At 71.3% G+C, this 22712-nt stretch carries 22 protein-coding genes; 10 read left to right on the top strand and 12 right to left on the bottom strand.

The window, feature by feature from the left end; translation table 11 throughout:
• Position 1: 1 nt before the first annotated feature.
• Positions 2 to 2053 (top strand): iron ABC transporter permease, encoded by a 2052-nt coding sequence (locus CLV46_RS00660; RefSeq protein ID WP_245866406.1) that lies wholly within the window; start codon positions 2 to 4, stop codon positions 2051 to 2053.
• Positions 2054 to 2057: 4 nt separating this feature from the next.
• On the opposite strand, the gene CLV46_RS00655 is transcribed toward CLV46_RS00660, so the two are convergent.
• From CLV46_RS00655 to CLV46_RS00635, 5 genes are all read right to left on the bottom strand, one after another.
• A complete protein-coding gene (locus CLV46_RS00655) occupies positions 2058 to 3209 on the bottom strand; it encodes an SGNH/GDSL hydrolase family protein (RefSeq protein WP_100363015.1) in 1152 nt (383 codons plus the stop codon).
• The gene (locus CLV46_RS00650; RefSeq protein WP_100363014.1) at positions 3202 to 3798 is read right to left on the bottom strand and encodes a TetR/AcrR family transcriptional regulator; all 597 of its coding nucleotides are present in this window, start codon (positions 3796 to 3798) and stop codon (positions 3202 to 3204) included. The genes CLV46_RS00655 and CLV46_RS00650 overlap by 8 nt, the downstream gene beginning before the upstream one ends.
• A gap of 47 nt (positions 3799 to 3845) precedes the next feature.
• Positions 3846 to 4421 carry a small multidrug efflux protein gene (locus tag CLV46_RS00645; protein ID WP_100363013.1) on the bottom strand — a complete coding sequence of 192 codons (576 nt, stop codon included), beginning with the start codon at positions 4419 to 4421 and terminating at the stop codon, positions 3846 to 3848.
• A 112-nt stretch (positions 4422 to 4533) separates the two neighbouring features.
• Complete coding sequence (locus CLV46_RS00640) at positions 4534 to 5301, bottom strand: helix-turn-helix domain-containing protein (RefSeq protein ID WP_100363012.1); 768 nt, start codon at positions 5299 to 5301, stop codon at positions 4534 to 4536.
• Positions 5302 to 5371: 70 nt separating this feature from the next.
• Positions 5372 to 5941: a TetR/AcrR family transcriptional regulator gene (locus tag CLV46_RS00635; protein WP_100363011.1), complete on the bottom strand. Its 570-nt coding sequence runs from the start codon at positions 5939 to 5941 to the stop codon at positions 5372 to 5374.
• 131 nt (positions 5942 to 6072) lie between these two features.
• Here CLV46_RS00635 and CLV46_RS00630 point away from each other — a divergent pair, with 131 nt between their 5' ends.
• The 3 genes from CLV46_RS00630 to CLV46_RS00620 are packed head-to-tail and all read left to right on the top strand — an operon-like array spanning position 6073 to position 8407.
• Entirely contained in the window at positions 6073 to 6633 is a 561-nt protein-coding gene (locus CLV46_RS00630; protein ID WP_100363010.1) for a hypothetical protein, read from the top strand.
• Positions 6630 to 8057, top strand: coding sequence for a dihydrolipoyl dehydrogenase family protein (locus CLV46_RS00625; protein WP_100363009.1), 1428 nt, complete (start codon positions 6630 to 6632; stop codon positions 8055 to 8057). The genes CLV46_RS00630 and CLV46_RS00625 overlap by 4 nt, the downstream gene beginning before the upstream one ends.
• A gap of 44 nt (positions 8058 to 8101) precedes the next feature.
• Positions 8102 to 8407, top strand: a complete 306-nt coding sequence (locus tag CLV46_RS00620; RefSeq protein ID WP_100363008.1) for an EthD family reductase — start codon at positions 8102 to 8104, stop codon at positions 8405 to 8407.
• A gap of 114 nt (positions 8408 to 8521) precedes the next feature.
• On the opposite strand, the gene rocD is transcribed toward CLV46_RS00620, so the two are convergent.
• Positions 8522 to 9745, bottom strand: a complete 1224-nt coding sequence (gene rocD, locus CLV46_RS00615; RefSeq protein ID WP_100363007.1) for an ornithine--oxo-acid transaminase — start codon at positions 9743 to 9745, stop codon at positions 8522 to 8524.
• A complete protein-coding gene (ddaH, locus tag CLV46_RS00610) occupies positions 9742 to 10605 on the bottom strand; it encodes a dimethylargininase (RefSeq protein ID WP_100363006.1) in 864 nt (287 codons plus the stop codon). The genes rocD and ddaH overlap by 4 nt, the downstream gene beginning before the upstream one ends.
• 104 nt (positions 10606 to 10709) lie before the next feature.
• Between ddaH and CLV46_RS00605 the strand changes: the two genes are divergently transcribed.
• Positions 10710 to 11147 carry an Lrp/AsnC family transcriptional regulator gene (locus CLV46_RS00605; protein ID WP_100363005.1) on the top strand — a complete coding sequence of 146 codons (438 nt, stop codon included), beginning with the start codon at positions 10710 to 10712 and terminating at the stop codon, positions 11145 to 11147.
• 55 nt (positions 11148 to 11202) lie between these two features.
• On the opposite strand, the gene CLV46_RS00600 is transcribed toward CLV46_RS00605, so the two are convergent.
• Complete coding sequence (locus tag CLV46_RS00600) at positions 11203 to 11934, bottom strand: hypothetical protein (protein ID WP_100363004.1); 732 nt, start codon at positions 11932 to 11934, stop codon at positions 11203 to 11205.
• Positions 11935 to 12095: 161 nt separating this feature from the next.
• Positions 12096 to 12635 carry a Dps family protein gene (locus CLV46_RS00595; protein WP_100363003.1) on the bottom strand — a complete coding sequence of 180 codons (540 nt, stop codon included), beginning with the start codon at positions 12633 to 12635 and terminating at the stop codon, positions 12096 to 12098.
• Positions 12636 to 12837: 202 nt separating this feature from the next.
• Here CLV46_RS00595 and CLV46_RS00590 point away from each other — a divergent pair, with 202 nt between their 5' ends.
• Both CLV46_RS00590 and CLV46_RS00585 read left to right on the top strand, forming a co-directional pair.
• Positions 12838 to 13194 (top strand): GntR family transcriptional regulator, encoded by a 357-nt coding sequence (locus tag CLV46_RS00590; protein WP_245866405.1) that lies wholly within the window; start codon positions 12838 to 12840, stop codon positions 13192 to 13194.
• Positions 13195 to 13267: 73 nt separating this feature from the next.
• Positions 13268 to 13975 (top strand): hypothetical protein, encoded by a 708-nt coding sequence (locus tag CLV46_RS00585; RefSeq protein ID WP_100363001.1) that lies wholly within the window; start codon positions 13268 to 13270, stop codon positions 13973 to 13975.
• 39 nt (positions 13976 to 14014) lie between these two features.
• Here the strand turns inward: CLV46_RS00585 and CLV46_RS00580 are convergent, their stop codons facing one another.
• Entirely contained in the window at positions 14015 to 15034 is a 1020-nt protein-coding gene (locus CLV46_RS00580) for an aldo/keto reductase (protein WP_100363000.1), read from the bottom strand.
• Between the two features lie 117 nt (positions 15035 to 15151).
• Between CLV46_RS00580 and CLV46_RS00575 the strand changes: the two genes are divergently transcribed.
• Positions 15152 to 15736 (top strand): TetR/AcrR family transcriptional regulator, encoded by a 585-nt coding sequence (locus CLV46_RS00575; protein WP_100362999.1) that lies wholly within the window; start codon positions 15152 to 15154, stop codon positions 15734 to 15736.
• A gap of 106 nt (positions 15737 to 15842) precedes the next feature.
• Here the strand turns inward: CLV46_RS00575 and CLV46_RS00570 are convergent, their stop codons facing one another.
• Positions 15843 to 19310, bottom strand: coding sequence for a bifunctional proline dehydrogenase/L-glutamate gamma-semialdehyde dehydrogenase (locus tag CLV46_RS00570; protein ID WP_100362998.1), 3468 nt, complete (start codon positions 19308 to 19310; stop codon positions 15843 to 15845).
• Between the two features lie 315 nt (positions 19311 to 19625).
• Complete coding sequence (locus CLV46_RS00565) at positions 19626 to 20201, bottom strand: NADPH-dependent FMN reductase (protein WP_100362997.1); 576 nt, start codon at positions 20199 to 20201, stop codon at positions 19626 to 19628.
• A gap of 99 nt (positions 20202 to 20300) precedes the next feature.
• On the opposite strand from CLV46_RS00565, the gene CLV46_RS00560 reads away from it, so the two are divergent.
• Both CLV46_RS00560 and CLV46_RS00555 read left to right on the top strand, forming a co-directional pair.
• Positions 20301 to 20804: a MarR family winged helix-turn-helix transcriptional regulator gene (locus CLV46_RS00560; RefSeq protein ID WP_157802175.1), complete on the top strand. Its 504-nt coding sequence runs from the start codon at positions 20301 to 20303 to the stop codon at positions 20802 to 20804.
• 213 nt (positions 20805 to 21017) lie between these two features.
• Positions 21018 to 22712, top strand: a complete 1695-nt coding sequence (locus CLV46_RS00555) for an ABC transporter substrate-binding protein (protein WP_245866404.1) — start codon at positions 21018 to 21020, stop codon at positions 22710 to 22712.

The raw sequence follows: 22712 nt of genomic DNA, 5'->3' as shown, positions 1-22712 counted from the left end.
GGTGACCCTCACCCGCTCCCGGGTCGGCTGGGGACTGCCGGCGCTCATCCTGGGCGTCGCCGTGCTCCTGCCGGTGATGGCGGCGGTGCATCTCACGCAGGGCACCGCCGCCGTCGGGCTGGCCGAGCTGTGGGCGCTGCTCACCGGAGCCGGCGTCGACCAGTCGGCCGACGTGCTCATCGCCTCGCGCATCCCGCGACTGCTCGCCGGCCTGGTGGTCGGTGTCGCGCTCGGCGCAGCCGGCGCCGCGATGCAGTCCGCGTCGCGCAACCCGCTCGCGTCGCCCGACACGCTCGCTGTGAACGCGGGGGCGCACCTCGCCGTCGTCGCCGTCGCCGCGTTCGGGCTCAGCATCCCCGTGCTGCCCTCGGCGCTCGTCGCCTTCGTCGGCGGGCTCGCCGCCGCCGCACTCGTGCTCGCCGTCTCCGGTGGCGGCAGCGGACCGGTGCGGCTCGTGCTCGCCGGTTCGGCGATCGCGCTCGGCACGCACGCCGTGACGAGCACCCTCCTGCTGCTGTTCGCGCAGGAGACCTCGGGCCTGTACGCGTGGGGACAGGGCAACCTCGCGCAGATCGGCCTCACCTCGGTCACCCAGATGGCGCCGGTCGTCGCCGTCGGTGTCGTGCTGTTGCTGTTGCTCGGCCGTCGCCTCGACATCCTCGGGCTCGGCGACGACGCCGCGCGCTCGGTCGGCGTCGATCCGCGCGGCACCCGCGTGGCGGCCGTCGTCGTCGCCGTGCTGCTGAGCGCCGCCGCCGTCACGGTCGCCGGACCGGTCGGGTTCGTCGGCCTCGCGGCGCCCGCGATCACCCGCCTGCTCGCCGCCCGCATCCGGGGCCTCGCCAAGCACCGGGCGCTCGTGCCGATGTCCGCCGCGATCGGCGTCGTCATCGTGCTCGGGGCGGATGTGGTGGTGCGGGCGCTGCTCGGCGCTCAGGCCGGCGTGGAGGTGCCGACGGGCGTCGTGACGACGTTGCTCGGCGCGGTGTTCCTCGTGGCGATCGCGTTCCGCGTGCGCGATTCCGGTTCCGTGGAGACCGGCGCCTCGCTCGCCCGGGTGCGCTCCCGCGCGGGCTTCCTCACCGCCGTCGGCGTGCTCGTCGTCGTCACCGTCGCCGTGCTCGTCGCGGCCGTGCTGCTCGGCGACGCGAAACTGCTGCTCGGCGACGTCGCGAATTGGATCGCCGGTCGCGCCGGCGACACCACCCAGTTCATCCTCAACACCCGGGTGCCCCGGGTGCTCGCGGCGCTGCTCGGCGGGGCCGCGCTCGCGTTCGCGGGGGCCATCGTGCAGGCGGTGAGCCGCAACGCCCTCGCCGAGCCGGGCATCCTCGGCGTCGCGGGCGGTGGCGGGCTCGCCGCGATCGCCGTGCTCACCGCCGTGCCACTCGCGAGCGCGTGGGCGGTCACGGGCTCGGCGCTGCTCGGCTCCGCCGCCGCCGCGACGCTCGTCTTCGGCCTCGCCGCCCGCGGTGGGCTGCAGCAGAACCGGCTCGTGCTCATCGGTATCGGGGTGTCTGCCGCGCTGCTCAACGCGATCAGCATGGTGATCGTGCTCACCGACCCGTTCAACGAGACGAAGGCCCTCACCTGGCTGTCGGGCTCGACTTACGGGCGCACGTTCCCGTCGCTGCTGCCACTCGTGCTGTCGATCGCGATCGCCGTGCCGCTGCTCGTGGTGCTCGCGCGCCGGCTCGACCTGCTCTCCCTCGACGACGACACCCCGCGACTGCTCGGTGTGCGGCTCCCCTCGAGTCGGCTCGCCCTGCTGTCGCTCGCGGTGCTGCTCACCGCGACCACGGTGGGGTCGCTCGGCGTGATCTCGTTCGTCGGACTCGTCGCCCCGCACGCGGCGCGGGCGCTCGTCGGCGGCCGCCACTCGCGCGTGCTGCCGACGGCGGCACTGCTCGGCGGCGCGCTCGTGTGCTTCGCCGACACGATCGGGCGCACGGTCATCGCCCCAGGACAGCTGCCGGCCGGGCTCGTCACCGCCCTCGTCGGAGCCCCGTACTTCGCCTGGTTGCTCTGGCGCTCTCGCACCGCATCCGTCTGACCCGTCAGCGCGCCGCGAACGGACCCGCGGGCCCGAATGCGTGCTCGGCGACCCGTTCCCCGATGAGCCGGTGGGTGACCGTGTCGGGGTGCAGCCGATCGGGCAGCGGATGCACCGCCGCATCGGCCTCGCCGTAGAGCTCCGTGCCGTCGAGGTAGTGCAGGTTCGGGTCGTCCCGCCGGCGATCCTCGACGACCCGTGCGAGGGCCTCGCGGATGACGCGCAGCGTGAGCCGCCCGAGTGCCGTGTCGCCCGGGGTGCCGGTCGCCGTGAACGCGACCTGACCGCCGCCGAGACTCGCCGGATCGACCGCTCCCGGCCCGGGGGTGTCCTCGTGGATCGGCGCCAGGATCGGCGAGACGACGAGCAACGGCGTCGTGGGGTGCCCGTCGCGGATGGTGTCGAGGAACCCGTGCACGGCGGGCACGAACGTGCGCAGCCGCATGCCGTCGAGGTTGACGACGTTGATGCCGAGCTTCACGCTGATCAGGTCTGCCGGCGAGTCCCGCATCACGCGGGCCGTGAACGGGTCGACGAGGGCGCTGCCCCCGAACCCCAGGTTCTGCAGCTCGACGCCGCCGAGGCGCGACGCGACGGCGGGCCAGATCTGCGTCGGGGTCGCGGCGTTCGACCCGTGGCTGATCGAGCTGCCGTGGTGCAGCCACAGGCGACCTGCGGCGCGCGGCCGCACCGGGGCGGCGCTGCGCAGCGCGACGAGCTCGACCGACTCGTTGTGCGGCAGCCACAACTCCACGGTCTTCTCACCCGAGCCGAGCCCGTCGAACGTGGCGACGTGCGCCGGGCCCGGGATGAACTCGTTGACGCCCGTGCTCAGATCGGTCTCGATGCGGTCGCCACCGGTGAGCTGCGACGACGCCACGGGCACGCCGTCGACAGTCAGGTCGACCGCCCCTCGGGGACGGTCCACGCCGCGGTAGGCGACGCGCGTCGCGTGGACGACGAGCTCGACCGCGTCGGAGTCCGTGATGAAGGCGACACGCACGCCCGAAGGCTGGGCCTCCACCATGAGCAGCTGCGGATCGGGGAACCGCTCGCGCACGGCACGCGGTAGCCGGTGCGGGCGCACGCCGCGGTCGGTGGCCTCGAGTTCCGCAGCGCCGCGCACGAGCGCCGGCACGATGGGGATGTCACGCATGGGGGTCCTCCGCCGTGGGCTCGGTCGACGGCCACTCGCGCAGGAGCGCATCGAGCGCGTCGAGGATCCGCGCCCACGAGACGTCGGGGGCGGGATCGCTGTGGTCGAAACTGCCGGTGCTCTCGAGCGCCAGGAATCCGTTGACCACGCTGCCGATCATCCGCGTGGCATGCACGTGCTCACGCTGCGGCAGCCCGTAGCCGTCGAGCACGGCGTCGTTGAGCGCCACGAGGGTGCGGGCTTCGGGTGCCGCGGCGACGGACGCGCCCACGCGGCGCTGGAGGGAGCGCCAGAGGCCAGGTCGGTCGCGCGCGAGCCCGCGGTGGGCGTCGGCGAGACCCCGCAGGGCCGCCCGGCCGGATCGCCCGCCGATGGCGAGGGCGACGCGCCGCCCGAGTTCGGCGAGCGCGAGTGCGGAGATCCCGTCGCGCAAGGCGGCGAGATCTCGCACGTGCGAGTAGAGACTCGGCGCCTGCACACCGAGTCGGCGTGCGACGGCGGAAAGCGTGACCTCATCGAATCCCGCCTCGTCGGCGAGCGCCGCGGCGTCGGCGATCACTGTCTCGCGGGTGAGGGGACTGCGGCTCATGGCCTCAGCCTATACCCATTAGGCGCCGACCTACGGTCCGTAGGTTGTCACGCCCAGCCCAGCAGGTTGACGAGACCGAGGGCGGCCGCGGCGATGAGCCCGGTCCAGAGCACGATCGCGATGGCCTGCCAGAGCAGCACCCAGCGCTTGGGCACGCCGGCGCCGACGAAGAACGCCGCGGTCAGCTGGGTCGGCAGGGCGAGGGGGGCGAGAATGCTCGCGCCGGGCACGCCGAAACGCGTGAGCCAGACGCCGAGTCGCTTCTGCCCCTTCGCGCGACGCGTCGGCTTGTCGCTCGCGCCCTGTTCGGGCCGATCCTCGACGAGGGTCGAGGTGGCACCGTCGGCGGTCGCCTGGCGGGCGGCCGCCCGGCGTGCGACGACCGACTCGCGCATCCGGGAACTGAGCAGCACGACGAGCAGCACGCTGAGGAAGTTGCCGGTCGCCCCCGCGACCGCGGCGACGATCGGATGGATGCCGACGAGGATGCCGAGGGCCGCGGAGCCCTCGCCCTCGACGTAGGGGATCATGCCCGCGCCGGCGACGACGATCGGCTGCACGAACTCCGGCAGCTGGGCGATGAATTCGCGGATCCCCTCGTAGGGGTACGGGGTGGATGACATGACTGACTGCTCCTTCGACGGCGCGGATCGCCGTATGCGGAGCAGTCAAAGCCGTGTTCTCACCACAGGGTCAAGCGGTCGAGTGCGCTGATCGCCGTGGGCGGAATCCGACTCACTCCGCTTCAGGATCGCGGGCCTCGGCCGCTTCGGCGCGCGCCTGCTCGTACATCCGCGCCGCGATCACGCCCGCGCGTCCCATCACGTCGAGCTGGGCCGGATTGTGCAGCGCCTGCACCGCGGCGATGAAGGTCTCCTGCGTGATCTTCGGACTCTTCTGCAGGTGCGCGGTCGGATCGGTGAGCCAGGGGTAGTCGGCGAGGTTCCGCGCCATGGAGGCGCCGTACCGTTCCGCCAGGTTGCGGCGTGTCTCCTCGTCGGCGTCCGGATCCAGCTGGTCGAACTCCTCCGCGGTGGAGTGATCGTCGTCCTCGAGCATCCGGCGCAGGTCGCTCATCGCCTCCTCGTCGTAGAGCTGGGAGTAGATGAGCATGAGCGAACGATCGGTGCGGGTCAGCTTGGAGCCGACATCCTCGAAACCCGCCGGCAGGTCGGTGAGCGTGGTGCCCTGCAGGATGGCGCGGACCTCGGCACGGGCGCGCTGCAGTCGTTCGATGCTCGCCGCGAGATCGGCGTCGACGGCCTGCAGCGCCTCCCTCGAGCGATCCCCGGTCTGCCCGGCCAGCTCGATCTGATCGAGGGGCACGTCGAGGTCGCGCAGGCGTCGGATCTGCAGCAGCCGCACGAGATGCCGCACCTCGTACTGCTTGTACCCGTTCGACATCCGATCCGGCTCTTCGAGCAGCCCCAGCCGGTGGTAGTGGCGCACGGTGTTCACCGTCGTGCCCGCCAGGTCGGCGATCTCCCGCGTGCTCCATGCCATGTGCGCGACTCCTCTTTCCTGCCCCTCCAGTGAAGACCCTGTCCCCGCCACACGGTCAAGCGCTACGCGGTCAGGCCCGCCGGGTCACCGCGCGAGTGCTGCGCAGGAAGGATGCTGCAAGGGCGTCTTGATCGTCGAGGTATCCGGCGACCATGGCCCCGTCTCGGATGAGCATGAGATCGTCGGCCACTCCGGCAGCGTCGGGCAGGTCGAGCGGGGCGACGATCTCGGCGAAGGCGGCCTTGCACCACGCCCGGTGCTCATCGACGGCCCGTCGGACGGCACTCGTGCCGTCGGGGTATTCGGCCGCGGCGTTGATGAACGGGCAGCCGCGGAAGCCGGGCTCGCACGCGATGATGCCGAGCTGCTCGGCGATCAGCTGGAACGCGCGGTCCGGATCGCCCTCGGCGTGCGCGATCGCCCCCGTGATGCCGTCGCGCTCCTGCTGAGCCCGGCGCTCGAGGTGGGCGACGACGAGCTCGTCCTTGCTCTTGAAGTGACGGTAGAAGGTCACCTTCGTCGTGCCGGCACGCTCGATCACCTTGTCGACGCTCACGGCGCGCAGGCCTTCGGCATAGAACAGCTCGGTCGCCGCGTCGATCAGTCGTTCGCGCATCGACACCTTCACGGCCTCGATCATAGGTGGCCCCTTTCCGTGGCACTTGCGCTCGCCCGGCGATACCCCGTACGGTCGTCGCAGGTAGAGTGACTAGTCATTCTACCTGCGGGTGGCGCGAAACGCATCCCCGCCCGACTTCGAGAAACGGAACCATGACAGTCACTGAACGTCCCTCCCCGTCCATCGCCCGATCTCTGCGCACGCTCTACTTCGTGCGCTTCGGATTCGCGGTCGTGTGGGCCGCGCTCCTCGCCGTCACCGCGTCGGCGCTCACCCCACTGAGCATCACGCTCCTCGTGCTCTACCCCGTCGTCGACCTCGTCGCGGCCGTCATCGACCACCGTGCCTCCCGCATCGCGCGGCCCGCACGGGCGCTCTACGCCAACATGGCGTTCAGCCTGCTCGCGGCGATCGGCATCGCCGTCGCCCTCGGTGCCGGCCTGCCCGCGATCCTCGTCGTCTGGGGCGCCTGGGCGGTCACCGCCGGTGCCGTGCAGCTCATCGTCGCGATCGGCCGCCGGTCCCTCGGCGGACAGTGGCCGATGATCCTCAGCGGCGGCATCTCCGTACTCGCCGGGGCGGCGTTCATCGCCCAGTCCGGCACCGCGAGCGCGTCGCTCGCCAGCCTCGCCGGGTATGCCACCCTCGGCGGCATCTTCTTCCTGATCTCCGCCATCCGCCTGCAGCGCGCCGCGAAGGCGGATGCGCGATGACCGGCGAGCAGTACGACGTCGTCATCATCGGAGCCGGGCCCGTCGGCGAGAACGTCGCCGACCGCGTGGTGCAGGGCGGGCTCACCGCGGCGATCGTCGAGGCCGAACTCGTCGGGGGCGAGTGCTCCTACTGGGCGTGCATGCCCACCAAGGCACTCCTGCGCGACGTCGCGGCCCTGCGCGCCGCGCGGCAGCTGCCCGGAGCCGCCGCCGCGATCACCGGAACGCTCGACGTGAGGGCCGTGCTCGCCCGTCGCGACCGCTTCGCCTCCCATTGGCACGACGACGGACAGGTCGAGTGGCTCGAATCCGTCGGCATCACCCTCGTGCGCGGCCGCGGGCGGCTCAGCGCTCCCCGCACGGTCACGGTGACCGGCACCGACGGCGAGGTGACGACGCTCACCGCACGGCACGCGGTCGTCATCGCCACCGGCACGAGCGCCGCCCTCCCGCCCATCCCGGGTCTCGCGGACGCCGCACCGTGGACGAGCCGCGAAGCCGTCTCGGCGATGAGCCTGCCGGAGCACCTCGCGATCATCGGCGGCGGTGTCGTCGGAACCGAGATGGCCACCGCGTACAGCGCGCTCGGCGCCCGCGTGACGTTCATCGCCCGCGACGGCGTGCTCCCCCGGGTCGAGCCGTACGCCGCGCAGCATGTGGTCGCCTCCCTCGAGGCGGCCGGAGTGCGCGTGATGATCGGGGCCGAACCCGCGCGGGTCGACCGCGACGCTGCCGGCGTGCACATCGCCCTCGCCGACGGCGAGGTGATCGACGCCGACGAGGTGCTCGTGGCCACCGGCCGCCGCCCCAACACCGGCGACCTCGGCCTCGAGCACGTCGGGCTCACCCCCGGGTGGCTCCGTGTCGATGAGACGCTGCGCGTGCTCGACGCGGATGGCGTTCCCGTCGACGGGCTCTACGCCGCCGGCGACGTGAACGCGCGTGCCCTGCTCACCCACCAGGGCAAGTACCAGGCGCGCGCGGCCGGCGATGTGATCGTCGCCCGCGCGACCGGCACCCCCGTGGACGACGCCCCTTGGGGTCGTCACGTGGTGACCGCCGATCGGCGCGCGATCCCGCAGGTCATCTTCACCGACCCCGAGATCGTCTCCGTCGGGCACACGCTCGCGAGCGCCACCGAGGCGGGACTCACGGTACGCCCCGTGGAGTACGACCTCGGCGCGGTCGCCGGCGCGCAACTGCACGCCGACGGCTACACCGGTCGGGCGAGCATCCTCATCGACGACGCGACCAACACGATCGTCGGCTTCACCGCCGTTGGACCGGACGTGACCGAGCTCGTGCACGGCGCCACGATCGCGATCGCCGGCGAGGTCACCCTCGACCGCCTGTGGCACGCCGTGCCCGCTTATCCGACCATGAGCGAGATCTGGTTGCGCCTGCTCGAGACCGCCGGCCGCTGATCCCCACCGAACCGCACCACCCACCCAGAAGAGAAGGAACAGAAATGCCCACGAAGATCACCCTCATCATCGACAACCCCGCCGACCCGGCCGCGTTCGAGATCACCTATGCGCGCATCCAGGAGCTCGCCGCGCAGCTCCCGGCGCTGCGGCGCCTCGAAGCGGCGAAGGTGTGGCCGAAGGAGGACGGCACCCCCACGCCGGCCTACCGCACGCTCGATCTGTACTTCGACAGCTACGACGACGCCTCGGCCGCCGTGGCGACCCCGATCGCCGGCGAGTTCTTCCCGCTGCTGATCGGCACGGGAACGACCTTCACCGGCCTGTTCTCCGACATCGAGAGCGCCTGACCCCGCCCGAGTTGCGGACTTCTGCGGTTTCGGGCGCGCTCGTTCCCGCAGAAGTCCGCAACTCACGGATGCGCGAGCGGGCGCGAGGGGGCGGGCGGGCCCGGTCTGGCCCGGTCAGGCGGCGAGTTCGGCGAGCACCGCCTCGAGCTGGTCGACCGCCCAGTCGAGGTCGTCGCGCTCGACGACGATCGGCGGGGCCAGGCGGATCGTCGAGCCGTGCGTGTCCTTCGCGAGCACCCCGTGCTGCATGAGCAACTCGCACACGCGGCGCCCGGTGCCGAGGCTCGGGTCGATGTCGATGCCCGCCCAGAGTCCCGCGCCGCGCACCGCGATCACCCCGCGGCCGACGAGGGACTCGAGCCGCGAGTGCAGGTGCGCCCCGAGCTCGCGGGCGCGGGCCTGAGGCTCGCCGGTCGCGAGCATCCGCACCACCGCGAGACCGACGGCCGCCGCGAGCGGGTTGCCGCCGAAGGTCGATCCGTGCTCGCCGGGGCGCAGTACACCGAGCACGTTCTCGTCTCCGACGACGGCGCTCACCGGCACGATGCCGCCGCCGAGCGCCTTGCCGAGCAGATAGAGGTCGGGCACGACGCCCGAGTTGTCGCACTCGAAGGTCGCGCCGGTGCGCCCGAGGCCCGACTGGATCTCGTCCGCGACGAAGAGCACGTTCCGCTCGCGGGTGATGCGGCGCACCTCGGGCAGGTAGCCGGCCGGGGGCACGAGGATGCCCGCCTCACCCTGGATCGGCTCGAGCAGCACCGCGACGGTCGTGTCGTCGATCGCCGCCTCGAGCGCGGCCGCGTCGCCGTAGGGCACGTGCACGAACCCGGGGGTGAACGGACCGAAGTCCCCCCGCGCCTCCGGATCGGTCGAGAAGCTCACGATCGTGGTGGTGCGCCCGTGGAAGTTGCCGTCGGCGACGATGATCGTCGCCTGCCCGGCGGGCACCCCCTTGACGCGGTACCCCCAGGCGCGGGCGACCTTGATCGCCGACTCGACCGCCTCGGCTCCCGTGTTCATGGGAAGCACCATGTCCTTCTCGGCGAGCGCGGCGAGCTCCGCCGCGAACTCCCCGAGCCGGTCGTTGTGGAACGCGCGGCTCGTGAGGGTGATCCGGTCGAGCTGATCGCGAGCGGCGGCGACGAGGGCCGGATGCCCGTGGCCGAAGTTCACCGCGGAGTAGGCGGCGAGGCAGTCGAGGTAGCGGCGACCGGCCACATCCGTCACCCACGCACCCTCGCCGGAGGCGACGACGATGGGCAGCGGGTGGTAGTTGTGGGCGAGGTGACGCTCCTCGCGCTCGATCAGCAGGGCGGTCTCGTCGGTGACGGTGCTCATCGGCGCAGCTCCAGGGTGCAGCACTTGACGCCGCCGCCGCCGAGCAGCAACTCGGAGAGGTCGACGCCGATCGGGTTGAATCCGCGCTCGCGCAACTGCCGTTCGAAGTCGACGGCCCGCGCCGCGATGACCACGTTGTAGCCGTCGCTGAACGAGTTGAGCCCGAGCACGGAGGCGTCGGCGTCGTTCACGAGGATCGCGTCGGGGTAGCGCTCGCGCAGCACCTCGAGCGAGCGCTCGTCGAAGGCGCTCGGCAGGTACGCGACACTGTCCGGCCCACCGGCCGAATCGAGCACGGCGATCGCGGTGTCGAGGTGGTAGAAGTGCGGATCGATGAGGGTCAGGCTCACGACCTCGCGACCGTAGATCGCGGCGAGTTCCTCGTGGCTCGGCGTCGCGCTGCGGAAACCGGTGCCGGCGAGGATGACGTCGCCCACGAGCAGGAAGTCGCCCTCGCCCTCGTTCACGTGCGCGGGCTCGCGCACGTCGAAGCCGTTCGCTCTGAACCAGTCCATGTAGGCCGGCCCCTCGGGCTGGCGCTGGGGGTAGGTGAAGCTCGCGCCGTAGGCGATCCCGTCGAGCACGAAACCGCCGTTCGCCGCGTAGACCATGTCGGGCAGTCCGGGTTCCGGGTCGATGAGGTGCACGTCGAAGCCGAGCTCGACGTAGAGGTCGTGCAGCGTCTGCCACTGCCGCACGGCGAGACTCGTGTCGGTCGGGTCCTCCGGATGCATCCACGGGTTGATCCGGTAGCTCACGGTGAAGTGGTCGGGGCGGCACATGAGCACGGTGCGCGTCGTGGGAACCCGCCGCGGGGTCGTCGCGGCGGGTTCGGTCATCGTGGCGTCGGCGAGCGTCATGTTCGCCAGTCTGTCACGCACACATCCGGGGATTCCCGCCGTCAGGCGCACCGATCCGGCGCGCGGATGCCCGTGTGCGCACGATTCGAGCGTAGGCTGGGCGGATGGACAGTCTGGACTACGGAATCATCGACCTGCTGCGTCAGAACGCCCGGGCCGGGTACGGCGACATCGGCGACAAGGTCGGACTGTCCGCCTCCGCCGTCAAGCGGCGTGTCGACCGGCTCGTCGCGGACGGGGTCATCCGCAGCTTCACCATCCAGGTCGACCCGGCCGTCGACGGCATGGCGACCGAGGCGTACGTCGAGCTGTTCTGCCGCGGCACGGTCGCGCCCGATGAGCTCAAGCGCATCCTCTCGGGTGTGCCCGAGGTGGTCGACGCCGGCACGGTCACCGGTTCGGCGGATGCGATCGTGCACATGCGATCGCGCGACATCCCTTCGCTCGAGAACGCGCTCGAGCGCGTGCGGATCGCGCCGAACGTGGATCACACCCGTAGCGCGATCGTGCTGTCGCGGCTCATCCACCGCTCGCACGACTGACGCGTGCAGACGACGGCGCCGGCCCCATCCGGAGCCGGCGCCGTCTCTCTCTCGACTAGCGGCCGAGGCCGGCGCGGTCGACCTTGCGGTGGAACCGCATGCCGCCGAGACCGCCGAGGATCGCGCCGACGAGGCTCACGACGAGCGTGAGCACCAGCGTCACGATGCCGGTGGTCGTCAGGGCGCCTTCATTGATCGGCAGTCGGGGGAAGCTGTTGAGGTTGCCCAGGATGTTCCACTGGGCGCCCGCGATGGCGCCGATGATCGCGACGACGATGGCGATCACGATCGCCCACAGCCAGACCGCGAGCCCCTGCTTCGCCCCGCTGAACCGCGCCATCCGGCCCGCGACGTAGCCTCCGCAGTAGTAGGCGATGAACAGGATGACGAGGATCGAGATCGCGCCGATCAGCCCGATGGTCTCAGCGTTCTCCTGCGCGGTCTGCTCGACGTCTTCGACGGCGCCGAGCCCGAGTGCTGCGCCGGCTCCCGCGACGAGCGCGGTCAGCAGCACGGCGGTTCCGGTGGCGGTGAGCCAGCCGAAGAACGCGGAGCCGAACTTGATGCCGCCGTACTCCTCCTTCTCGCGCGCCACGACCTCGTGGCGCAGGTTGCGGTCCGGGGCGGCGGTCTCGTCACGGTGCGCCGCGGTCGTCTCGTCGTGTCCCACGGGAACGGCGGGGGTGGTGCGGTCGGCGGCTCCGGGGGCGTTCGCGGCGGAGCGGTCGACGCCCGCCGGAGGTCGGTCGTCGCGTCCGTCACCGGGGATTCGGTCGGATGTGCTCATGGTGTGCTCTCCTCGCTCAGTGTGCCGAGTCAACGCTCGCCACCTTGAGGGAAGAAGTCAGCGCAGAGAACATCCAGCCGGCACTCAGCATCACGTGACGCCGTCCGCGCGCACGCCGCGGCCCCGCCACCCGGTCGGGCGGCGGGGCCGGCTTGAGGCTGTTACTTGCGGGGCGAGGGGATGCGGTTCTCCGCGCCCACCATCCACGCGAACTGCTCGAGCGACTGGATGATCGCGTGCAGCAGGTCTGCGCTGGTCGGGTCCTCCTCGTCGACGTCGTCGTGCACACGACGCATCGTGCCGACGACCGCCTCGAGGCGGGTGACGATCAGGTCGACCGTCTCGGTGGTGCTCACCTCGCCGTTCGGGTACTCCGGCAGGGTGGTCGTCTTGGCGACCTCTCCGCTGCGCCCGTCGGGGGTGGCGTGCAGGGCGCGGAGGCGCTCGGCGACGTCGTCGCTGAACTCGCGTGCCGCGTCGACGATCTCGTCGAGCTGGCGGTGCAGGTCGCGGAAGTTCGGACCCACGACGTTCCAGTGCGCCTGCTTGCCCTGCAGGTGCAGCTCGATCAGGTCGACGAGCACCTCCTGCAGCGCGCCGGTCAGCTGGTCGGACGCGGTGAACCCGCGTTCGGCGTTCTGGTAGTCCGTCTCGTGCGGACCCTCGGTGTCGGCCAGGGGCCGGTCGATGGTGTCGGTCATGTCTCTTCCTTCCTGAAGCGGATGGCGTCGAACCGGTGCGGCAGACCGCATCCGTTCACCACGGTAGGGAGAACGCCGGAGCCGGTCGAGGCATGCCCGGAACGGTCGGGAAACATGGAGGAGTTGTAGCGGCACCGCCCAGTCCGCTACCGGGAGGCGCTCACGCACCAGGCCTTAACCCCGCGCTGCTACCGTGCCGGTCGTGAAGATCGCGATCGATACGGGGTCGTCCGTTCCGCCGTACGAGCAGGTACGCATGCAAGTCATCGAGGGCGTCCGTTCGGGCGCGCTCGCCGTCGGGGAGCGACTGCCGACGGTCCGGGCGCTCGCCGCGGAGCTCGGGATCGCGGCGAACACGGTCGCCCGCGCCTACCGCGAACTCGAACACGACGAGGTCATCGAGACGCGCGGACGGGCGGGCACCTTCGTGAGCGCCCACGGCGACGCGACCGAACGGCAGGCGCAACTGGCCGCGCGCGCCTTCGCCGACCGCATCCGGGAACTGGGTGTCGACCACACGCTCGCGCTCGACCTCGCACGGGCGGCCCTGCGCGACTGACCGGAGCCCCGCGGTCCCTGTGTATCGCCGCCGCGCCTGGCCGCGCGCAACGCGCTCGCCGCAGGATGGCGGGGTGCAGCCGATCGTCTCCACCATCGCCGGTCACGCGCTCAGGGCGGTGTTCCGCGCCGTCATGCTCGTGCGCCGCCCGCGGCCGATCCATGCCCACGGCGTGCTGCTCGAGGGCGACCTGCGCTGGTATCCGCGGCGCGGCTCTTCCGGCATCCCGTGGATCGACGTTCCACCGCCCGGCCACGTGCCGGTCGTCGCCCGCGCGTCACGATCGGCCGGTCTGCCCGACTGGGCGCCCGACGTGATCGGACTCGCCTTCCGCTTCCAGTCGGTGGAGGGCGCGGCGGATGTGGAACTCGCCTCCACGGGGATCGGCGTGCCGTCGCGATTCATGCTGATGGCGCACCGCTCCCCCTCCCGGGCACGGCTGGGCACGCTGCTGCCGTACCGATCCGAGAAGGGAGCGGTGCTGTTGTGCGCCCGCACGCTCGGCCCGGCGGACCTGCCGGCGCCGCTCGACGACCTCGCGGAGGCGCTCGAGCGGGAGCCGTGGCGGCTCCGCTTGTACTACGCCTTCCCCACGAGCCGCTGGCGCGCCTTCGCGGAACTCACCCTGCGGCGCCCGCCCGACGCGGATCGCGACACGGGCATCCGCTTCGACGCCGTGCGCAACCCGCTGCCGGGGGCCGGCATCTACCGCTGGGTGCGCGCGTTCCGCCAGCCGTCGTACGAACTCTCGCAAGGGCACTCCTCGGAGCGCGTGCGCTGACGGCCCGACCCGGTGCGCGTGCGCCGAGCCGTCCTCCACTCAGGCCGCCGCGCGTGCGCCCGCCGGTCGACGGCGCAGACCGGCCTCGAGGATCGGCGGCGTGTTGTAGGTCTGATCCATCCGCCCGATATCGGTGCCGGGGCGCACGATCTCGTCGATCCGATCGAGCACCTCGTCGGAGAGCTGCACGTCGGCGGCGGCGAGGAGGTCGTCGAGCTGCTCCATCGTGCGCGGGCCGATGAGAGCGGCGGTGACCCCGGGGTGGGCGATCACGAAGGCGAGCGCGAGGTGGGTGAGCGAGAGCCCGGCCTCGTCGGCGAGCACGACGAACTGCTCGACGGCGTCGATCCGGCGCTCGTCCCGCAGCGCCGCGAACATCCGGGTGCGGCGGAGGTCGGACTCCTGCCCCCGGCGCACGCGGCCGGTGAGCATCCCGCTGGCGAGCGGCGACCAGATGACGGTTCCCATGCCGTAGCGCTGTGCGACCGGCAGCACCTCGGACTCGATGGCGCGGTCGAGCAGGGAGTAGTGCGGCTGCTCCACGCGGAAACGCTCGAGGCCGCGCCGCTCGGCCACCCACTGCGCTTCCACGATCTCCGAGGCCGGCATGTCGGACGAGCCGATGGTCCGCACCTTGCCGCTGCGCACCAGGTCGGTGAGCGCCGAGAGGGTCTCCTCGATGTCGGTCTGAGGGTCGGGCCGGTGCATCTGATAGACGTCGAGGTGATCGGTCTGCAGCCGGCGCAGCGAGTTCTCGACCGCGGTCATGATCCATCGGCGCGACCCGCCCCGGTGGTTCACGTCGTCATCGAGCGGACGGGAGAACTTCGACGCGAGCACCACCTCGTCGCGCCGTCCCTTCAGCGCGCGGCCGAGCATCTCCTCGGACTCGCCATACGCGTCGGCGGTGTCGACGAGATTGATGCCGGCGTCCAGCGCCCGGGCCACCATGCGGTCGACCTGGGTCTGGTCGCTGGTGCCGAACGAGCTGAACATCATCGCGCCGAGCGCGAAGGGTGAGACGTGGATGCCGGTGCGGCCGAGCGGACGGTGGTCCATGGATCCTCCTGGAATGGGGTGCCGCAGCATGTCGGCACGGTACGCTGTTCTAAACGGAACAGTCATCCGGAACTATACGGAACAACGTTCCGTTTGTCGACCCCTCAGGAGGATCGAATGCCCGCTGCCGACGAGACCGCGACGACCACGCGGCGCAAACGTGCCGACGCGGTGCGGAACACCGAGGCCGTGCTCGAGGCGGCGAAGACCGTGTTCGCCGAGCATGGCGTCGACGCCCCCATGCGCGACATCGCCGCTCGCGCGGGAGTCGGGGTCGGCACGATCTACCGCAACTACCCCCAACGGTCGGACCTCGTGATCGCCGTCTTCCGCCGGGGGGTCGACGCCACCGCCGCGGCCGCCGACGAGCTCGCCCTCGCTCATCCGCCTGCGGAGGCGCTGCGCCGCTGGGCGCGGGACTTCACCGGTTTCGTCGCGACGAAGCGCGGTCTCGCCGCCGCCCTGCACTCCGGCGACCCGGCGTTCGCGCCACTGCCCGACTACTTCCTCGGCACCCTCAGCCCCCGGGTGCAGAAGCTGCTGGATGCGGCCGCACGCGACGGCGGGGCACGCGACGACGTGCGGGCGGAAGACCTCATCATCGCCCTCAGCCGCCTCACCGCGAGCAGACCCGGCGACCCGCCTGGACGCTCCGAAAGGATGATCGGGTTGCTCCTCGACGGCATCCTCGGGCGAGGGTAGGCGCTCCGTTCGCGTCGGCGCCCGACGTGGAGGTCTCGATACGGCGGGCTTCGCCGCGCCTACTCGACCAGCGGGCGCCGACGTCCCGAAGAGCGGGGGGCCACTCTCAGAGGGGCAGCTCCTCCATGGCGCGGTCCGGGTTGCCGAAGCGGTGCGCGGTGAGCGACACGGCCTGCTCGCGCAGGAACGGCAGCAGCTCGATGCGGCCGGCCCCGGTGACCTCGCCGTCGTAGACCGCGAGGCCGGCTGCGCCGCCGAGCGCGTGCGCGAGGGCGCCGCCGGAGCCGCCGATGAGGCGGATGCGGTCGGCCGGCAATCCGGATGCGGCACGCTCCGCGAACTCGGCGTCGGACTCGACGACCGTCTCGCGCATCCGGAGCACGCCCGCTTCCACCTCGGGCAGGCGCACGAGGTCGGCGGGGAGCGGGGCCGCCGAGCTCACCCAGACGGTCGCCCGCGAGATCGCGGCCGCCGCGAGCACGCGCACGAGGTCGCCGACAGCGGCGCCCTCCGCGAGGCGCACGACGACGCGGGCCGGGCGGTAGCGGAACACGTTGCGCTCGACACCGAGCGCCGACACGTCGCGGGAGACGCCGAACTCCTCGTTCCAGGCGATGAGGTCGCTGCGCGCCCCGGTGCGGGCCCGGTCGAACTCGGCGAACGAGATGCCGGGCTGCGCCACCTCGATGACACGCCGGGCTCGTTCGTCCATCCGCTCGAGGCTCACGTTCTCGTGCATCGCCGGCCACTCCGCGCGCCAGCTGCCGAGCGTGCGGAGGTAGTTCGGGCCGCCCGCCTTCGCGCCGGGGCCCACCGACGAGCGCTTCCAGCCGCCGAACGGCTGACGCCGCACGATCGCTCCGGTGATGCCGCGGTTGATGTAGAGGTTGCCCGCCTCGACGGTGTGCGCCCACAGCGCCACCTCGTCGGCGTCGAGCGAGTGCAGTCCCGCGGTGAGCCCGTACGGCACCGCGTTCTGCAGCTCGATGGCCTCCTCGAGCGTCGCGGCGGTCATGATGCCGAGCACCGGTCCGAAGTACTCAGTGAGGTGGAACTCGCTGCCCGCGGCGACGCCGGTGCGCACTCCCGGGGTCCACAGTCGTCCGCTGCCGTCCGCCTTCTTCGGCTGCACGAGCCAGCGCTCGCCGGAGCCGAGTCGGGTGAGGCCGCGCAGCAGTTTGCCGTCCGCCGGTTCGATGAGCGGACCCATCTGGGAGGTCGGGTTCTGCGGCCACCCGACGCGCAGGGTGCTGACGGCGTCGACGAGCTGGCGGCGGAACCGCTCGCTCTTGCCGACCGAGCCGACGAGGATGGCGAGCGATGCGGCGGAGCACTTCTGGCCGGCGTGACCGAACGCGCTCTTCACGATGTCGTTCACGGCGAGGTCGAGGTCGGCACTCGGGGTCACGATGATGGCGTTCTTGCCGCTCGTCTCGGCGAGCAACGGCAGGTCGGGTCGCCAGGAGCGGAAGAGCGCCGCGGTCTCGAACGAGCCGGTGAGGATGACGCGGTCGACGGCCGGATGCGCGATGAGGCGCTGACCGAGGTCGCCCTCCTCAACGTCGACGAGACGCAGCACCTCGCGGGGCACGCCCGCCTCCCACAGCGCCTCGACCATGACCGCGGCGCAGCGGCGCGCCTGCGGGGCGGGCTTGATGATCACGGCACTGCCCGCGGCGAGCGCCGACGCGACCGACCCGAGCGGGATCGCCACCGGGAAGTTCCACGGCGGCGTCACGACGGTGAGCCGGGCGGGCACGAAGCGCGCGTGGTCGAGGGTGTCGAGTTCGCGCGCGCGTTCCGCGTAGTAGTGCGCGAAGTCGATCGCCTCGCTGACCTCGGGGTCGCCCTCGGCGATCGTCTTGCCGGTCTCACTCGCCATCACCTCGAGCAGGCGCCCGCGGAAGGCGGAGAGCACCTCACCGGCGGCACCGAGCACGCGGGCGCGCTCCGCCGCATCCGTCGCGCCCCAGCGCGCCCCGGCGTCGGCGGCACCCTCGATGAGGTCGTCCAACAGCGCCGGGTCGACCACCCGGGCCGCGGTGATCGTCGCGACCCCGAGGTCGGAGGCGGCGCTGCGCTCGAGCACGACCCGCGCCCAGCGGCGGTTGCCGGGGAGGGCGGGATCGGTGTCGGGCTCGTTGTCGAAGAGCTCCGGCGCCTGGGGCACGACCGGGTGCGTGCGGTCCTGGGTGCGGTTCGGGCCCGGCACGGTCTCGTCGAGGTCGGCGAGGGATGCCCGGAACCGCTGCTCCTCGCGGGAGAAGTAGGCGTCGTCGTCCATCTCGAAGAGCGCCGACATGAAGTTCTCGTCGCTCGCGTTCTCTTCGAGACGCCGCACGAGGTAGGCGATCGCGGCGTCGAAGTCGCGCGGATGCACGAGGGGCGTGTAGAGCAGCAGCCCGCCGACCTCGCGGCGCACCACCTCGGCCTGCTGGGTCGCCATGCCGAGCAGCATCTCGATGTCGACGCGCGTCGTGACGCCGCGCTGCTGCGCGAGGGTCCACGCGAAGGCGAGGTCGAAGAGGTTGTGACCGGCGACGCCGATGCGCACCGCATCCGTGCGCTCCGGGGTCATCGCCCACTCGAGCACGCGCTTGTAGTTGGTGTCGGTGTGCTGCTTGTCGCCGTAGGTCGCTAGCGGCCAGCCGTGCACGGTCGCGTCGACGCGTTCCATGGCGAGGTTGGCGCCCTTCACGACGCGCACCTTGATGCCGGCCCCGCCGGCGCGACGGCGTTCGAGCGCCCACGCGGTGAGGCGCTGGTACGCCCCGAGGGCATCCGGCAGGTACGCCTGGATGACGATGCCGGCTTCGAGTCCGTGCAGGGACGGCCGGGAGAGCAGCCGCGTGAACACCTCGATGGTCAGGTCGAGGTCGCGGTACTCCTCCATGTCGAGGTTGATGAACTTCGTGCCGGGCGCGCTCGCCGCGTACTCGTAGAGCGGCGCGAGACGCTCGACGACCCGCTCGACGGTCTCGTCGAACGCCCACATGTTGAGCTGGCTGACGACCGACGAGACCTTGATCGACACGTAGTCGACGTCGTCGCGCTGCAGCAGTTCGCGCGTGCCGGCGAGACGCCGGTCGGCCTCGCCGTCGCCGAGCACCGCTTCGCCGAGCAGGTTGAGGTTGAGGCGGCGTCCGCTGCCGCGCAGGTCGACGAGGCTCTTGTCGAGCTTCGCGGGCGTCGCGTCGATCACGAGGTGCGAGACCATACCGCGCAGCACGCGCCGGGCGATGGGGATGATCGGCCACGGCAGCACGGGGGCGAATCCGCCGCCGATCATGATGAGCAGGCGCAGATACCAGGGCAGGAACTTGGGGATGCGGTGGCTCAGCCGCTCGAGGTTGCGGCCGGCGACCCGCAGGTCCTCGGGACGCACGACGCGGTCGACGAAGCCGAGGGTGAACTCGAGCCCGACCGGGTCGCGCAGCACGCCGGCGAGACGTTCGGCGCTGCGATCGGCCGGGATCTCACTGCTCGCGGCGAGCCAGCGTCGCACGGTCGCGACCACCTGGTCGGCGAGTTCCTGCGGACGGAGCGATTCCCGCGAGAGTTCAGGGGTCGGCATGGATCGAGACTAACCGCGCATCCGCTGCGGTTCCTGCCGCCGCACGCGGGATCCGTGCGCGCTCGGGTGATGTCGCGCAGCGAGTTGTCGCGCAGCGCCCGGGCCGTGGAATCGCCGAACGTGCCTCCATCCGACACTTCGGGGCGGCAATCAACGCTGAAACGTCGGATGAAGGCACGCTCGACGGATACGGCGCGGGATACGGCACCGCCGCGGGGCCGGAGTCGGCCCCGCGGCGGCGGGTGGCGCGGTGTCGTTCGGGTCGACGTCCGCGCGGTGGAGGGGGCGGGTCAGGCGCGCGCTGGAGGGGGCGGGTCAGGCGGCGACGGAGGCGTCGGCGCGCACGCTGCGGAGGGCGCCGGCCCAGCTGTTCACCTGGTCGAGCAGCACATTCAGGTCGGCCTCGTGACGCGGGGCCGGGGTGAAGGTGCTGTAGTTCTCGAAGTCGGTCGCGAGCGAGAAGGCGACCTGCTGGCGCACGTCGGCGATGCGCAGCTCGCCGAGGATGAGGCGCAGGTGCTCCGCGGCGCGGGCACCGCCGAGCGAGCCGTAGCTCACGATGCCGGCGGCCTTGTCGTTCCACTCGGCGTAGACGAAGTCGATGGCGTTCTTGAGCGCGGCCGACGTGGAGTGGTTGTACTCCGGCGTGACGAACACGTAGCCGTCGAACTCGGCGACCTTCGCGGCCCAGCGGCGGGTGTGCTCGTTGGCATACTGGCCCATCGCGGCGGGGATCGCCTCGTCGAGGTGCGGCAGCGCGAAGTCGAGCAGGTCGACGAGTTCGTACTCGGCGTCGTCGCGACGCGAGGCGAGGTCGCGCACCCACTCCGCGACCGCAGCGCCGTTACGACCCGGGCGGGTGCTGCCGAGAATGATGCCGATCTTGAGCATGGGAGCCTCCGAGGAAGTAGTTGATGTGTCACCTGAAAACGTTGACACGTCACCATAACACCTCTGGTTGATATGTCAACGAGCGGCTACCATGGAGTCATGACCGAGGTGAGCGAGGTCTCCCCCGCCGAGTGGGGCGTCTGGCGCGAGTTCTACGGAATGCGCCGGCAGCTCGACCGCGCCCTCGAACGCGACCTGCAACGCGCATCCGGAATCAGCGGCCCCGACTACGAGGTGCTGCTCGCCCTCTTCGAGGCGCCCGCGCGGGAACTGCGCGCGCGGCAACTCGCCGAGCTGCTCGGGTGGGAGAAGAGCCGACTCTCCCACCAGCTCACGCGCATGGTGGCGCGCGACCTGGTCTCGCGCCGTGAGTGCGACAGCGACGGCCGCGGTACCTGGGTCGGCCTCACGACCAACGGCCGCCGGGCAGTGCTCGGGGCGATGCGCGATCACGCCCTGCGCATCCGCGAGTACTTCTTCGACGCGATGACCCCCGACGAGCTCGAGCTGCTCGGCGACATCTCACGACGGGTGCTGCGTCGCATGGACGCGCCGACGTGCGACGAGATCGACTCCGAGGCCAGCGTCTCGACCGCCGGCTGACCTCCGCGGCACGGAACACCGCGTGCAGGCCTCCGGGTCACGTGTTTCGACCGTGTAAACATCCGGCGCGCTCTTGTGACGATCTGATCACACGGCCCGGATGACGCACATTCCTGCGCTAGAAAGTCGGTTGTCGGTTGGATGCAATTTCACATGTCACATATGATCGGTCGCATTCGACTGCAATGGCGCAAGAGGAAGGAAGGTCGCAGCGTGACCACCAAGAAGAGGATCGCCGGCGTACTGGCGACCGCAACCGCATCCGTGTTGCTGGTGACGGCGTGTTCGGCGGGAGGCTCGACCGATACGTCGGGGCAGTCCGGCGACGGGCCGCAGACCGGCGGAACCGTGCACATGCTGCAGAACGCGGACTTCTCGTATCTCGACCCGGCGCGCGGGTGGGACGGCGGAGTCAACGCGTTCTACCGCCTGCTGTACCGGGGCCTCACGATGCAGGCGGCCGGCGACGCGGAGAACCCCAACGAGATCGTGCCCGACCTCGCCGAATCGCTCGGCGAGCCCTCCGAGGACGGCCTCACCTGGACCTACACGCTCAAGGACGGGATCGCGTTCGACAACGGCGACCCGATCACCTCGGCGGAGGTCGAGTTCGGCATCTCGCGTGCCTGGGACCCGCAGATCGGCATCGGCTCGCCCTACCTCAAGACGGTGATCGCCGCCCCCGAGGACTACGAGGGTCCGTACATCTCCGGTGACCTCCCGACGATCGAGACTCCCGACGAGAAGACGATCGTCTTCCAGCTCAAGCAGCCCTTCCCCGAGTTCGACAACGTGCTCGCCCAGGTGAACGCCGTGCCGTTCCCCGTCGGCAGCGGAGGCGGCGACGAGTTCATCAACGACGTCATCGCGTCGGGCCCGTACACGCTCGACACCTACACGCCCGGCAGCCTCATCCGGCTCGTGCGCAACGAGCACTGGGACCCCGAGACCGACGAGGTGCGTAAGGCGTACCCCGACGAGTGGGAGTTCAACATCGGCCTCGACGCCGCGACGATCGACGAGCGGCTCATCGCCGGTCAGGGTGCCGACGCCGACGCGATCGGCAGCAAGCTGACCGCCGCGAGCCTGCCGCGCATCCAGACCCCGCAGCTCAAGGACCGCGTCATCAGCGCCCCGGCGTACTGCACCACCTACATGGGGCTCAACACCACCAAGGCGCCGTTCGACAACGTGCTCGTGCGTCAGGCCGTCAACACGGCACTCGACCGCTCGGCCGTGCAGAACGCGAGCGGCGGCACGCAGCTCGCCGACATCGCGACGACGATCATCCCGCCGGCCGTCAGCGGGCACAAGGAGTTCGACCTGTACTCGAGCGAGGACCACAAGGGCGACCCGGATGCGGCGCTCGACCTGCTCGCCGAGGCCGGACTCCCCGACGGGTTCGAGTTCACCCTCGACATCCGCGCGCAACCGGCCATGCAGGCGCAGGCGGAGGCGGTGCAGCAGTCGCTCGAGAAGATCGGCGTCACCGTGAACCTCAACGTGATCGACACGTCGATCTACTACGAGACGATCGGCACCCCCTCGCAGCAGAACCACGCGGCAATCACCGGCTGGTGCCCCGACTGGGCGTCGAGCGCGAGCACCTTCATCCCGCCGCTGTTCGACGGGCGCAACATCACCGAGAAGGGCAACTCGAACCTCGCGCAGATCAACGACCCGGCGATCAACACCCGGATCGACGAGATCCGCGCGATGGCCGATCCCGAAGAGGCCGCCACGGCGTGGGGTGAGCTCGACGCGCAGATCATGGAGCTCGCGCCGATCGCGCCGCTCGTGTTCGAGAAGGGCCTGTTCCTGCCGGGCTCCAACATCGCCGGCTACCACCCGAGCACGAACATGACGGACCTCACCATCATCGGCCTGAAGGACCCGTCGAAGGGCTGA

This window comes from Diaminobutyricimonas aerilata (assembly GCF_002797715.1).
Taxonomy (GTDB): domain Bacteria; phylum Actinomycetota; class Actinomycetes; order Actinomycetales; family Microbacteriaceae; genus Diaminobutyricimonas; species Diaminobutyricimonas aerilata.
This window is presented reverse-complemented; position numbering and strand designations above follow the sequence as displayed.